This is a genomic window from Klebsiella sp. YJ (genome assembly GCF_002108615.1).
Lineage (GTDB): Bacteria > Pseudomonadota > Gammaproteobacteria > Enterobacterales > Enterobacteriaceae > Klebsiella > Klebsiella planticola.
Genome location: NZ_MTEG01000001.1, coordinates 55982 through 69817, shown reverse-complemented (window position 1 = coordinate 69817; position 13836 = coordinate 55982). Strand labels below are relative to the sequence as shown.

General features: G+C 59.2%; 8 protein-coding genes and 2 pseudogenes. 4 read left to right on the top strand and 6 right to left on the bottom strand.

All coding sequences use genetic code 11. From position 1 onward, the window contains the following. The first annotated feature begins 46 nt into the window (after positions 1-46). Positions 47-2734, top strand: coding sequence for a cation-transporting P-type ATPase (locus BV390_RS00305; RefSeq protein ID WP_032695260.1), 2688 nt, complete (start codon positions 47-49; stop codon positions 2732-2734). Positions 2735-3001: 267 nt separating this feature from the next. Here the strand turns inward: BV390_RS00305 and BV390_RS00300 are convergent, their stop codons facing one another. Continuing rightward, positions 3002-3970, bottom strand: coding sequence for a threonine ammonia-lyase (locus BV390_RS00300; RefSeq protein WP_085396349.1), 969 nt, complete (start codon positions 3968-3970; stop codon positions 3002-3004). A 129-nt stretch (positions 3971-4099) separates the two neighbouring features. Here BV390_RS00300 and BV390_RS32055 point away from each other — a divergent pair. Continuing rightward, positions 4100-4198 (top strand): annotated as a pseudogene (locus BV390_RS32055) (hypothetical protein); the annotation flags it as partial. Here BV390_RS32055 and BV390_RS00295 read toward each other — a convergent pair. Further along, positions 4154-5869: pseudogene (locus tag BV390_RS00295) on the bottom strand (potassium/proton antiporter); the annotation flags it as partial. The pseudogenes BV390_RS32055 and BV390_RS00295 sit on opposite strands and share 45 nt — an antisense overlap. Before the next feature lie 92 nt (positions 5870-5961). Beyond that, the gene (ldcA, locus tag BV390_RS00290) at positions 5962-6876 is read right to left on the bottom strand and encodes a muramoyltetrapeptide carboxypeptidase (RefSeq protein WP_085396348.1); all 915 of its coding nucleotides are present in this window, start codon (positions 6874-6876) and stop codon (positions 5962-5964) included. 95 nt (positions 6877-6971) lie between these two features. Between ldcA and emtA the strand changes: the two genes are divergently transcribed. Then, positions 6972-7583, top strand: a complete 612-nt coding sequence (gene emtA, locus BV390_RS00285; protein WP_032687024.1) for a membrane-bound lytic murein transglycosylase EmtA — start codon at positions 6972-6974, stop codon at positions 7581-7583. A gap of 89 nt (positions 7584-7672) precedes the next feature. Here the strand turns inward: emtA and BV390_RS00280 are convergent, their stop codons facing one another. The 3 genes from BV390_RS00280 to BV390_RS00270 form a co-directional block, all read right to left on the bottom strand. Continuing rightward, positions 7673-9793, bottom strand: a complete 2121-nt coding sequence (locus BV390_RS00280) for a TonB-dependent siderophore receptor (protein ID WP_032695257.1) — start codon at positions 9791-9793, stop codon at positions 7673-7675. A 254-nt stretch (positions 9794-10047) separates the two neighbouring features. Beyond that, positions 10048-10839, bottom strand: a complete 792-nt coding sequence (locus tag BV390_RS00275; protein WP_032695256.1) for a methyltransferase domain-containing protein — start codon at positions 10837-10839, stop codon at positions 10048-10050. 103 nt (positions 10840-10942) lie between these two features. After that, complete coding sequence (locus BV390_RS00270) at positions 10943-12688, bottom strand: alpha,alpha-trehalase (protein WP_085396347.1); 1746 nt, start codon at positions 12686-12688, stop codon at positions 10943-10945. Between the two features lie 223 nt (positions 12689-12911). On the opposite strand from BV390_RS00270, the gene BV390_RS00265 reads away from it, so the two are divergent. Beyond that, positions 12912-13805, top strand: coding sequence for an alpha/beta hydrolase (locus BV390_RS00265; RefSeq protein ID WP_032695254.1), 894 nt, complete (start codon positions 12912-12914; stop codon positions 13803-13805). Positions 13806-13836: the final 31 nt, after the last annotated feature.

Here is a 13836-nt window from a genome sequence, read left to right as displayed (position 1 = left end):
GGCCTGATGCTGTTCTGATTTCCGTTACAGGAGTGAGGAGATAACTATGAGTACAGACAAACCGGCTGGCCCGTTCTACAAGCTCTCCGTCGATGAAACCCTGACCAGCACCAACAGTTCCTCCGAAGGTATTAGCAGCGCAGAAGCGGCCTCGCGACTCCAGCAGTACGGTGAGAATGCGCTACCCCAAAAGCCGGGCAAACCCGCCTGGCTCCGCTTCCTCGCCCATTTCAACGATGTCCTGATCTACGTCCTGCTGGCAGCCGCGCTGCTGACTGCGGTCATGGGGCACTGGGTCGATACCCTGGTGATCCTCGGCGTCGCGGTGATCAATGCCCTGATTGGCCATATCCAGGAAAGTAATGCGGAAAAATCGCTGCAGAGCATTCGCAATATGCTTTCCAGCGAAGCGGTGGTGATTCGTCAGGGGAACCATGAAACGGTGGCGACCACCGCGCTGGTGCCGGGTGACATTGTGGTGATCCGGGCAGGTGACCGAATCCCTGCCGACCTGCGGGTTATTGAAGCCCACAATCTGCGTGTGGAAGAGGCGATTCTCACCGGTGAGTCGACGGTCGTGGAAAAAAACACCGAGGCGCTGAGCGGCGAGCTTCCCCTCGGCGATCGCACGAACCTGCTGTTTTCGGGGACCACGGTCAGTTCCGGCGGCGGGAAAGGTCTGGTGGTGGCGACCGGCGGGGATACCGAACTGGGCCATATCAACCAGATGATGGCGGATATTGAAAAGCACCGTACGCCGCTGCTGGTACAGATGGATAAGCTCGGCAAAGCCATCTTTATTATCATCCTGGTGATGATGGCCGCGCTGTTCGTCTTCAGCCTGCTGTTTCGCGATATGCCGGTTTCAGAGCTGATGCTCTCGCTGATTAGCCTTGCGGTGGCGTCGGTGCCGGAAGGTTTGCCGGCGATCATCTCGATCATTCTCTCTTTGGGCGTGCAGACCATGGCGCGGCAGAAGGCGATTATCCGCAAGCTGCCGACCGTTGAGACCCTCGGGGCGATGACGGTGATCTGCTCGGATAAAACCGGAACGCTGACCATGAACGAGATGACGGTAAAAGCCGTCATTACGGCGGATACCGTCTATCGGGTAGAAGGCGATAGCTATGAACCGATCGGGAATATTCACCCGGTAGATGGCGCTGGGCCGGTTGTGGTGGCCCCCGGTACGCTGCTTGAGCGCTATTTGAGGACCATTGATTTATGTAATGACAGCCAGCTTATCAAGGATGAAAGCGGGTTATGGAAAATTACCGGCGGTCCAACGGAAGGGGCGCTGAAAGTGCTGGCGGCGAAAGTCGCGCTGCCGACTGTGGCCACCGAATTGCGCAGCAAAATCCCTTTCGATTCGCAATATAAATATATGTCGACGCTCTATCGGATCGGTAATGAAGAGATGATCTTAATCACCGGCGCCCCGGATGTGCTGTTCCGGCTTTGTCAGCAGCAGCAGACGGAGGATGGCCTGCAGCCGCTGAATCAGCCCTACTGGGAAGCGAAAATCGAAGAGTACGCGCGGGAAGGGTTGCGAATGGTCGCGGCGGCGTGGAAACCGGCGGCCAGCGGGCAAAGCGAGCTGACCCATCAGGATCTGCAGCAGGGGGTTATCCTCCTCGGCATTGCCGGGATGATGGACCCGCCGCGTCCGGAAGCGATTACGGCGATTGGCGACTGCCTGCAGGCGGGCATTCGGGTGAAAATGATCACTGGCGATCACCCGCAAACCGCGATGAGTATCGGCAAAATGCTTGGCATTGGCAATGCCGGCAATGCCATCACCGGGCGTGAGCTGGAGGTGATGGACGACCAGCAGCTCAGCGAAGCGGCGCAGAAATTTGACATTTTCGCCCGTACCAGCCCGGAAGATAAATTCCGTCTGGTGCAGGCGTTGCAGAGTAAAAAAGAGGTGGTGGGGATGACCGGCGACGGGGTGAACGATGCTCCGGCGCTGAAGCAGGCTGATGTCGGGATCGCCATGGGCATCAAGGGAACCGAGGTGACCAAAGAGGCGGCCGATATGGTGCTGACGGATGATAACTTCGCCACCATCGCCAGCGCGGTCAGAGAAGGGCGGCGGGTGTACGATAACCTGAAGAAAACCATCCTTTTCATTATGCCGACCAACCTGGCGCAGGGGTTATTAATCATTATTGCGCTGCTGGCGGGGAACTTAATTCCTTTGACCCCGGTGCTGATCTTATGGATGAACATGGCGACCTCCGCCACGCTGTCGTTCGGCCTGGCGTTTGAGGCTGGCGAGAAGAACATTATGGCGCGACCGCCGCGCGATCCTAAACTGCATGTTATGGATGGTTTCGCTATCTGGCGGGTGATTTTTGTGGGTTCGATGATAGCCGTGAGCGCCTTTGTTCTGGAAGCCTGGCTCCAGCCACGCGGCTATTCGCCGGAGTTTATTCGTACCGTCCTGCTGCAAACGTTGGTGACCGCCCAGTGGTTTTATATGCTCAACTGCCGCGTCGCCGACGGCTTTTCTCTGAGTAAAGGATTACTGGCAAACAGAGGAATCTGGATCGTCAGTGCCGTCCTGCTGGCGCTGCAGCTGCTGATCATCTACGCGCCGTTTATGCAAATGCTGTTTGGTACCACCGCGCTGCCGTTCCGCTATTGGGTGATCACTTTTGTCATCGGATTTGTGATGTTCCTGATTGTCGAGGTCGAAAAACCGTTAACCCGGAAATGGCGCACCGCCTGATACATGAGGCTGTCGCATCGGACAAGGGCAGGCCCGCTTATGTTCAGCAGGCGGATTGCGTTAACCGTGGGGGAAATGGCGCTTCAGGCCGCATGAGCCGGCGTGGGATTAGCCATTCTTTTTGAGCAGGTCTGTCGGGCCTCAGTTGCCGGTGGCGGCGGGTAAAAATTCCGCTGGAATTTGAACCCGCCCCTTTGCCGCTTTCAGTACTCTCTGCCGATCGCCCATTTTTGCCAGCCAAAAGCAGGGGGCACAGGACGCTGGCATTTAATTAATCCCGGCATTTTTTGCCCAGATATTCATCTCCCGCTGGCTAATATTCCCCCCGCATACGATGAGCCCAATGACCGCATCTTTGGGAAGTTTGGGGATAACCGCATGGGCCGCAGGAATGAGCGTCCCGCTGGCGGGTTCCACCCATTGTCTGGCTTGCTCAGCAAAAGTGATCATCCCTGAGACGGCGTCGTTATCTGACACGATGACTATCTCTTCAAGGTAGCGCTGAGCGTGTTTCAGCATCAACGGATCAATCACCGGGACACCCAGCGTTGACACGGCGGAGGTGATATCGACATTTACAGGCTTGCCCGCTTTTAATGCCTGATACATTGAACTGGCGCCCACCGTTTCCACTCCCCAGATGCGGATGTGCGGGTTGTGGGATTTAAGCACCGTCCCCACGCCAGCCAGCATGGCACCGCCACCGACCGCAACAAACACGTCGGTTAAAGAAGGGCAATCCGCAATCAGTTCGAGCGCCAGAGTGCCATATCCTTCCGCGACACGGGTGTCGCGACAGTCATCAATGAGATGATATCCCTGTTGTGAAAGGTTTCTGGCCCGTTCAAAGGCGGCGTCGACATTTTCTTCAATCATGACCGTGGCGCCGGAATGACGTATTTTTTCAACGGATGAGGCCGGAGCATTTTCCGGCATGATGACGGTGACGTTGATATTGAGCGCTTTGGCAGCCTCTGCCACTGCGATACCAAAGTTACCGCCACTGACGGCAGCGAAGCGGTAATCTTTCCGCTCGCCGCTAAAAGCGGAAAGCAGGTTCAGCACTCCCCTGGCTTTAAATGAACCCCCGGTCTGCAAATTCTCCAGTTTAAGAAAAACCGCTCTTCCCAGCATATCCGATAATCCCGGAGACCAAACCGTGGGGGTTCGTACGACTGTATCTCTAACCCTTTCGGCTGCGGCGACAATGGAAGACACAGTCATGTAAGTCGTCATCGGTATATCTCCTGAGAAAGCTCTCGGGTAAAAGAGGTGAGGAAACAGGGGGCGTTTCCCTGCGTCATCGCGGCCCTCAGGGCCGCCGATGCGCGTTTGTTGAGATGATTCTGGGGTCTGTATGCGTCGGTGCCATTCACCGAAGCGAGAGTAGCAAGAGGCGGATCACTCCGCCTCGTCTTCCGCCACGCGTACCCCGACCTTCAGCACGTGGTCTTCCTCTTTCTCCGCCACTGTCCACAGCATTCCGGCGAACTCCACCTGGTCACCGACAACCGGCGCGGCACCGAGCAGGTCCTGAATCACGTCCCCCAGCGACTGCTGGCGTTCGCGAAACTCCTCTCCGCCGTCAAGGCCGTAAATTTGCGCCACATCGGCGAATTTTGCGCTGGCGTCGAGAATAAAGTCGCCGAAGAAGCGCTGGTCGAGCGCCACCGGCGGCGACTGGCTGAACATTTTACCCAGCGCCGGCAGGTCGTGCTCGCGGCCGATCACGCAGAGAATATCGCCTTCGAGCAGGCGGGTGCTGCCGGTCGGGTGCAGCAGAACATTGTCGCGGAACAGGGCGGCAATGCGGGTTTCCGGCGGCATGTGCAGATCGCGCAGCGCCGCGCCGACGCACCATTTATCGGCGCTCAGCTGGTAAACAAACTGCTCCCAGGGGTTTTCCGGGTGAATATCCAGCCCGACGCGGGAGATGGGCCAGCCCACCGGCGGAACCACCACTTTGGCTTTTTTCGCCGCCCAGGAGAGGGACGTTCCCTGCAGCAGCAGCGAGACCAGCACCACGAAGAAGGCGACGTTAAAGAACAAGCGGGCGTTGTCAAGGCCCGCCATCATCGGGAAGACGGCGAGAATAATCGGCACCGCGCCGCGCAGGCCAACCCAGCTGATAAACACCCGTTCGCGCAGGTTAAAGCCGCGAAATGGCAGCAGGCCGGCGAAGACCGACAGCGGGCGGGCGACGAAAATCATCCACATTGACAGCAGCAGCGCCGGGATGGCGATAGGCCACAGATCCGACGGCGTGAGCAGCAGACCGAGCACAAGGAACATGGCGATTTGCGCCAGCCACGCCAGCCCGTCAAAGTTCTGCAGGATCCCGTGGCGGTTGCGAATCGGCCGGTTGCCGAGCAGGAAGCCGCACAGATACACCGCCAGAATACCGCTGCCGTCCAGCGACGTGGTGACGGCAAAAATCATAATCCCGCCGCTCAGCGCCAGCAGCGGATAGAGTCCCGCAGGGAGCACGATACGGTTAATCATCTGCAACAGCAGATAACCGCCGCCGAGACCAATCGCAATACCGAGGCCGAACTGCTGCACGATATGCACGGCAAACATCCAGCTCAGGCCGGTTTCATGCTGCTGAATCATCTCGATAAGGGTAATGGTCAGGAATACCGCCATCGGATCATTGCTACCGGATTCAATCTCCAGCGTGGAGCCCACGCGTTCGTTCAGCCCTTTGCCGCCGAGCAACGAGAAGACCGCCGCGGCGTCGGTGGAGCCGACAATCGCGCCGATCAGCATCCCCTCGATAAGATCGAGATGGAACAGCCACGCGGCCATCATCCCGGTCAGACAGGAGGTGATCAGCACGCCAACGGTCGCCAGTGAGAGGGCGGGCCAGAGCGCGACGCGAAACGAGCTCGCCTGGGTGCGCATGCCGCCGTCCAGCAGGATCACCGCCAGCGCCAGGTTACTCACCATGTAGGCGAAAGGGTAGTTGTCAAAAGGGATGCCGCCGATACCATCGACGCCGGCCAGCATACCGATGGCAAGGAAAATAACCAGAATCGGGATGCCAAGGCGTGAGGAAAAGGAACTCAATAAAATGCTACAGGTTACTAATACAGAACCCAGAATAAACAGACTAATGACCGCACCGGCGTCCAAAGTTGACGTACTCCTTACTGGCGTGAAGGTTTTATGAAAGTGACATCATTTTAACAATCTGCAGAGTATCCGAAAATGTGTAACGGAAGTTTTTATTCTGTCAGTACCGGATGCCCGCTGAGCGTTAAGGTGGTGGTGGCCGCGTTGTTCACCAGCAGCGCATTCGCGCCGAGGGGCAGAGTCACGGTCCGCTGCTCGTGGCCGAAGTCCAACCCGCTGATGAGCGGAACAGCGAGCTGTGCGCGAAGATAATCACGGACCTGCGGTAAATCATAGCCCGCGTCGTAATCGTTAGGTCGGGCGCCGGTAAAGCTGCCGAGGACGATGGCGCGCTGATTCGCGAGGATACCACTATTGAGCAGCTGCAGCAGCATCCGTTCGACGCGGAACGGATGCTCGTTAATATCTTCCAGCACCAGAATGCCGTTGGCGATTTGCGGCAGCCACGGCGTGCCAATCAGCGAGGTTATCATCGCCAGATTGCCGCCCCACAGAGTTCCCTGGGCCCGGCAATCCGGGCCTTCGCCCTGCCACTCGAGGGTAAATTCCGGGTTGTGCAGCGCCTGCCAGAAGTGGTGTTCGGTAAACGGGTCCATGGTTTCGGCGCCAAAGTTACCGGCCAGCATCGGACCACTGAAGGTGATTATGCTACCCTTTGCCAGCAGGCCCATCTGAATCGCTGTAAAATCGCTGTGTCCGCAAATGATTAGCGGGTTCTGCCGCTGGCGCGCAGCGAGGGCCTGCCAGTCGATGTGCGGCAGCAGGCGGCTGGCGCCGTAGCCGCCGCGTACCGCCATCACGATGCGGTTAGCGCCTTCGAGGGTCGCCAGTTGGTTAATATCATTCAGGCGCTCATGCTCAGTTCCGGCAAACCGCTGCTGGCGGCGAGGGATGACCTCCTGGTGCAGGACCTGATGCCCGGCTTCCTGCAGACGTTGAACGCCGCGGTATGCTGCCTCCTGGTTGAGGCAGTAACCTGAGGGGGCGACCAGATAAAACTGAGACATGACAATTCCTTGCTAAGAATGAAAGGGTTATCATGCCGCCTGGAGCGATTATTGTCATCTCCAGGCGGCAAACTTCAGCCAATAAGGATAGATGTGTGAAATTGAGATGGTGTGTTTTTATCGTTGTATTGTTGGCCGGTTGTAGCTCAAAACAGGATTACCGTAACCCGCCGTGGAACGCTGAAGTTCCGGTTAAGCGGGCGATGCAGTGGATGCCGATCAGTGAAAAAGCCGGCGCGGCGTGGGGCGTTGACCCGCAGCTGGTGACGGCGATTATCGCCATTGAATCCGGTGGCAACCCGACGGTTATCAGCAAATCCGGAGCAGTGGGCCTGATGCAGCTGAAGCCTTCCACTTCCGGGCGCGATGTCTACCGGCGCATGGGCTGGCGCGGCGAGCCGTCGGTCAGCGAGCTGAAAAACCCCGAACGTAATATCTCGATGGGCGCGGCCTATCTGAGTATCCTTGAGAATGGCCCGCTTGCCGGGATTAAAGATCCGCAGGTGATGCGCTATGCGGTGGTGGTCTCCTACGCCAATGGCGCCGGGGCGCTCCTGCGTACCTTCTCCTCGAATCGTCAGGATGCGATTGACGAGATTAACGATTTGGATGCCGATGAGTTCTTTGAGCACGTGGTGAAAAAACATCCGGCTCCGCAGGCTCCGCGCTATATCTGGAAGCTGCAGCAGGCGCTGGACGCCATGTAGCCGCCTCTGCTCGCGCTGCGCTTCACGGGGCGACACGTCGGGTGTCATCCGTAGAGCACAGCGCGAGCGGAATGTTTTTCAGACAATCCTTAGAAGTCGTAGCCGACGGTAGCGGTCACGCTGCGTTCGGCTCCCCAGTAGCAGTTGCCGGTCCCGTAGCAGCCGGAGAGATACTCCCGGTCGCTGAGGTTATTGGCGTTAACCTGCACAAAAGCCCCTTTCAACGACGGCGACCAGACGCCGAGATCGGCGCGCACCATCGCATCCAGTAAGGTCACCGACGGCAGGCGCTCGGTATTAGCGTCATCCGCCCACTGTTTCCCGATATAGCGTACGCCAGCCCCGGCGCTGATCCCCGCCGGGAACTGATAGCGCGCCCAGAAAGAGGCCATCTGATCCGGCGTCAGCTGCGGCGTATTGTCGCTCGTCCCATCTTTGGTGTCCTGGAAGCGCAGGCGGTTCCAGGTGTAGGAGGCGAGGGTGCTCAGCTCAGGCGTAATCTGGTTGCGCATCTCCAGCTCCACGCCCTGAGAGTGAACTTTTCCTGCTGGAATAAAGGTCGCGGTGGCGATGTTTGGATCGCGCGTCGCCACATCTTTTTGCGTTAAATCGTAGACCGCGATGCTGTACATATCGGCGGAGCCCGGCGGCTGGAACTTCAGCCCCGCTTCCAGCTGTTCTGCAGTGGTGGGTTTCAGCAGGGTACCGTCGGCGCCCGGCAGCATCGCAGGGGTAATCGCCTGGCTATAGCTCAGATACGGCGAGAGGCCGTTTTCCAGGGCATACAGCAGCGATGCCCGGCCGCTGATATGGTCATCGGAGCGGCGGCTGGAGGTGCCGAAGGTATCGCTGACCTGCTGCGAAACAATACGGTCGTAACGCCCGGACACATCCAGATGCCAGCGCGCCCAGACCATTTCGTCCTGCAGATAGATCCCGGTCTGGTAATAGCGGCGGTTGTTGTTATCGCTGTAGGTCACGGTATGTCCGGTCTGCGCGCTATAGCCGCTGAACGGATCGAGAGGCGACGCGCTGCCGGCGCCGGTCCACAGATCGTTGCGGAAACGGTGATATTCTCCACCGAGAATCAGCGTATGGGCCAGTTCGCCGGTGGTGAAATCGGCGCGCAGGCGGTTATCGGTTGACCAGGCATCCAGCGAACCGCGCGAGCCGCTGTAGCCGCGCGCCAGACTATCGCTGTCATCAATCCAGCCGACCTGATACACCTGATCCAGCGATACGTTGGTGTGGGTATAGCTTCCGGCGGAGTAGGCCGACCAGACGTCATTGAACTGGTGAGTGAACTCGTAGCTGTAGATCTGCTCGCGGCGCTGATACCCGTCTGACGGATCGCCTTCGTTGGTGCTGGTGGAGAGCTTACGCCCGTTGTGGGCATAGCGGGTGCCTTCCAGCGGCAGCGAACCGTGATAGCCGCCTGACGGATCTTTTTGCAGGTAGGCGCGCAGCAGCAGCGAGGTGTCAGTATCCGGTTGCCAGAGCAGGGAAGGCGAAATAGCGTAGCGCTCTTCGCGGGTGTTATCGTACTGAGTATCGCTGGTGCGCGTCATGCCGATAATCCGGTAAGCCCATTGATCGTTGAGGGCATCGGTATAATCGAAGGCGGCCCCTTTGGTGTTCTGCGTCCCGCCGCTGAGGCGGAAATGGCCTTCCGAGGTAAACTGCGGACGTTTGGAGGTCAGATTCACCACCCCGCCCGGCACGCTCTGACCGTACAGCGCCGAAGAGGGGCCGCGGATGACGTCAACCCGTTCAACAAACCACGGATCGATTTGCAGGACGTTGTGGCTACCGCCGTCGCTCATCAGGCGCATGCCGTCGAGAAACAGGTTATCAACATCACCGCCGTGGTAGCCGCGTAGCGATACCGTATCAAAGCGGGTTGCGCCGCCGCCGAAGCTGGAGTAAACCCCCGGAGTGTATTCCAGCGCCTGGCTGATGGTATTGGCTCCCTGATCATCCATCTGTTGACGGGTGATGACGGAGACCGATTGCGCGGTGGTAATCAACGGCTGATCGGTTTTGGTCGCGCCGGCCGAGGTTTTGGCGCTATAGCCCTGCGTTGGCGAGATGGCAGAGTCGATGGGTTGCGCGGTGACGATAACCGTCTCTTCCGCCAGGCTGGCAAACGGGAAGACGGTGGCCAGCGCGTACAGCAGCGCCGGGCGTTTGAAGATGACGCGAGCGGTCATGACATAATCCTGAGTTGACGTAGCCTGGTACTCCTGTACGCCACCACGCATAAAAAACGAAAGTGTCATCTTTCGTAAAAAAGTAATGCGAATTATTATCGTTTGCTTTCTCGCGATCAAGCGCGTTTTTGTCGCGCTCGCTGGCAAAGACCGCGATAAATATCAGGATGTTGCTGCGTAAGGGGCGCGTCATGCGCCCGAAGGGGGAGAGAGGGAAACCCGCTACCTACTAATTCAGGTGGGGGATAACGCGTTCAGCGACGGCAATTCCAGCCGATCAGCGCCCAGTCCCGGGCGTCAACCTGAATTGTCTCCGGGTTTTGCTGCGGATACCAGCGGGCGAGACGTTCCCGCTCGGCCGGGCTGAGTGCGCCGAACGCCGCCACGACGTTGCGCTCAAACAGCGGATAGCTGCTGTTATCCTGAGTGTCGCCATAAATAAAGTCGACGCTGGCATTAATCCCCATTTGATACAACACGTTCACGGCATACATATAGTTCGGCAGCGCCGCGCCGTCTCGTCCCAGCACGCGCAGGATCGTCGGCGAGGCAAACCCCGGGTTAACCAAATGGGTGGTGTAGACCCGCAGCCGCGCCTGACGATCGAGCTTCGTCATCGCATCGCGCAAATCGGCCACCAGGGTGGAACGGGAGGCGATGGCGATATCGCAGCGCGGTAGCCCCTCCCAGCTCTCTTCCCACGCCCGCTGGCGCCAGACCGCGTGGCGAACGCCTTGCGCCGTAGCCCGACGGGCGGCGACCTCCAGCATCCCCTGACTGTAATCGACGCCGCAGATCTCTTCGAGCTGGCTGGCCAGCGCCAGCGAGACGGTACCCGGCCCACAGCCCATATCAAACAGGCTGCTGGCGCCGTGCAAATCGATTTTTGCCAGCAGCTGCTGCAGATAGCTGTCGATAACCGGGGCGTCGACGATGGCGATGTTTTCCGCCCGGGCATCCCAGTGGGCGGGCGGTTTCTCTTTCCGTCCTGCCAGTGCGAGCTGTTGTTGGTAGAGGCGGGCAAAATCGATATCGTCAATCAACATAAGAGTCTTCCATCAAGGCGGGTGACCTGAAAACAGCAGACTAACGCGATTGCGAGCCGCGCGGGAGAAAAAAACGCGGCGGTGAGCCCGCCGCGTACGAGGTTTACGGCGCCGGTTTTTTATCCGGTTCGGCGAGCGCATCGTTGGCGGCCGGCTGGGTGCTGACGGCCGCAGCGGATTTTTCCACATTCCCGATCGGGCGCGAGGCCGGCAGTGAATCGCACGGTTTCTCTTTCGGGCAGACCAGATCCAGCATTTTCAGCGTCACGCCGTTGGTCCAGCCGAAACCATCCTGCAGCGGATATTCACCGCCGCCACCGCCGGTGCCCGTCGAGCTGACATCATACTTTTCGACCAGCTTTTGTTGACTGTCGTAGGTATGCTGGACATTGCTGAGGAAGCGCCAGCTCACCTCCATCGCAATTTTCTGCTGGTCGTAGTTTTGTAGCCCCTGGGCGGCAACCCACTGCAGCGGCGCCCAGCCGTTCGGTGCATCCCACTGCTGACCGCTGTTCACGGTGGTCGTGGTTAAGCCACCGGGTTTCAGCAGCTGCGATTCTGCCGCCGCAGCGACCTTCGCCGCTCGCTCGCGGGAAGCGGCGTTTACGTACAGCGGGAACAGGGCCGCGGCGGTGAGCTGATTACGGACCTTATGGGTCTTGAGGTCATAATCGGCGTACCAGCCCGCTTTATCGTTCCACAGATATTTCTCCAGCGCCTTCTGGCGGTCGTTGGCCAGGGCATCGTACTGCGCCGCTTTGGCGCTGTCGCCGGCGGCCTTGCTGGCACGCGAGAGGGTCTTCTCCATGTGGAACATCAGCGCGTTGAGATCGACCGGCACGATGCTGGTGGTGCGGATGGTCCCCAGTTTTTTCGGGTCATCCATCCAGCGCGAGCTGAAATCCCAGCCCGAGGCGGCGGCAGAACGCAGGTCGCGATAGATCTCGGTCGCCGGGCGATTCGGGTTGTTTTTCGCGGTGGTGACATCATCGAGCCACGATTCCGGACGCGGGGTATCGTTATCATCCCAGTAGCGGTTCAGCAGCGCGCCATCCTCCATTCGCACCACCCGCTGGTTGGCTTTTCCCGGCTCCAGCGCATCGGCGCCTTTCATCCAGTACTGGTACTCTTTTTCCATCTGCGGCAGCCAGGTTTTCAGCACCCTATCGCCATCATGGGTCGCGAGGAGCTCCACCATAAACGAGAAAAACGGCGGCTGTGAGCGGCTCAGATAGTAGCTACGATTCCCATTGGGAATGTGGCCCCAGGCATCGATCTCCGCCGCGAAGTTGCTCACCATATCCTCAACTTTATCCCAGTGCCCACTCTCGGCCAGGCCCAACATGGTGAAGTAGCTATCCCAGTAATACACTTCCCGGAAGCGGCCGCCGGGAACCACGTAGGGTTTGGGCAACGGCAGCAAAGAGTCCCACTTTTCGACCTCAACGGTGCTGCGGGTCAGCACTGGCCACAGGCCGTCGATATGCTGACGCAGCGTCTGGCCCTTCGGCGGAACGTACCGATCATTGTCTTTCGGCAGGGTGAAATTCAGCTCGACGAAATGACGCAGGTCGAAGCTGGTCTGGTTTTTTTGCATGCGATAGTCGGCCAGGATCATCAGCGGATCGCTATTGGGGATCGCATCGGCAAAGGTTTTCTGGTCGGGGAAGAGTCGGGCATTTTGCACATCATTAAACAGCGGGCCGAGCATCACATCCGGGGATGGCGGCACGGGTTTGGTTTCCACGGCCTGGGCGGCCAGCGTCGATAAAGCGAAGATCGCGCCCCCGAGCGCCAGAGATAAAGCGTAAGGCAACGTTGCGGGACGACGTGAAACCGATCTCGTCATGGGGAATTCTCCTTATCATTTCAGACGGTCTTGCCACTGCATTTGACCATCAGAAAACCTTAGACGAATATCTGCTATCCGGGGTGTTGCAGGTAACATTTTGCGTGAAAACAGACAATTTACCTGCCTGTCCTGGCAGACAAACAATAAGCAGAGCCGTGGAAATCGCCATGTCATCGCGGTGTGCTGTTATCGGTCGATTAAAGTCTGAGGAGAACTGCGGGTGAATCGACGTCATTTTCTGCTGTTAAGCGCGGCATCGCTGTGGGCGGCGGCACGTGCCGGGGCCAGCGATCGCCGGGATGAGGTGCTCAGCTTATGGCCTGCCGAACCGCCGGGGGGCGGCGGGCCATCCGGGGCGCCGCGGCTCTCTGCGCGCGGCGCGCTCACTCATATTGTCCGGCCGCAGCTGGCGGTGTGGCGCCCGGCGCAACCCCGTGGTCATGGCGTACTGATTGCCGCCGGGGGCGGCTACCGGCGCATCGAAATGGCGAAAGAGGCCTGGCCTGCCGCGCGCTGGCTGACGGCACGCGGCTATACCGCCTACGTCCTGAGCTACCGGCTTCCCGGCGAAGGGTGGGGCGCCGGCGCGCTGGCGCCGTTGCAGGACGCCCAGCGGGCGCTGCGGTTGATTCGCGCGCGGGAAGAACAGGTCAGCCTGCTGGGGTTTTCCGCCGGCGGGCATTTGCTGGGTATGGCGGCCTGCCGGGCCGATTTTGCCGCTTATTCGCCGCAGGATGCTCTCGATGACCATCCGGCTCGTGCCGATAAAGCCGCGCTGATTTATCCGATTATTTCGCTGATGTCACCCTATAGCCATACCGCGACGCACCGGATGCTGGCGGGCGCCCATGCCTCGGAAGCGGTTGACCGCGCCTGGTCGGTGCAGACCTACGTCAATTCACAGACACCGCCCTGTTTTCTGGCCCAGGCGGAGGATGATTCGGTGTCCGATCCGCATAACACCCTGATCATGGCCGCCGCCTGCCGACAGCATCAGGTGCCGGTCAGCCTCTATCGCTATGCACGCGGTGGACACGGTTTTGCCATGGGGCGTCCCGGTACGCCGACCGTCGAATGGCCGGAGCATTACGCGCGCTGGCTGAACGGGCGCTAACCCTGATGGCGCAGGCGCGCGATATTTGCTT

Bases quoted from the DNA above. Each gene is read 5' to 3' on its own strand.
- BV390_RS00300 (WP_085396349.1), bottom strand. From the start codon at position 3,970: ATGACGACTTACATGACTGTGTCTTCCATTGTCGCCGCAGCCGAAAGG.
- ldcA (WP_085396348.1), bottom strand. From the start codon at position 6,876: ATGTCTCAGTTTTATCTGGTCGCCCCCTCAGGTTACTGCCTCAACCAG.
- BV390_RS00305 (WP_032695260.1), top strand. From the start codon at position 47: ATGAGTACAGACAAACCGGCTGGCCCGTTCTACAAGCTCTCCGTCGAT.
- BV390_RS00280 (WP_032695257.1), bottom strand. From the start codon at position 9,793: ATGACCGCTCGCGTCATCTTCAAACGCCCGGCGCTGCTGTACGCGCTG.
- BV390_RS00270 (WP_085396347.1), bottom strand. From the start codon at position 12,688: ATGACGAGATCGGTTTCACGTCGTCCCGCAACGTTGCCTTACGCTTTA.
- BV390_RS00275 (WP_032695256.1), bottom strand. From the start codon at position 10,839: ATGTTGATTGACGATATCGATTTTGCCCGCCTCTACCAACAACAGCTC.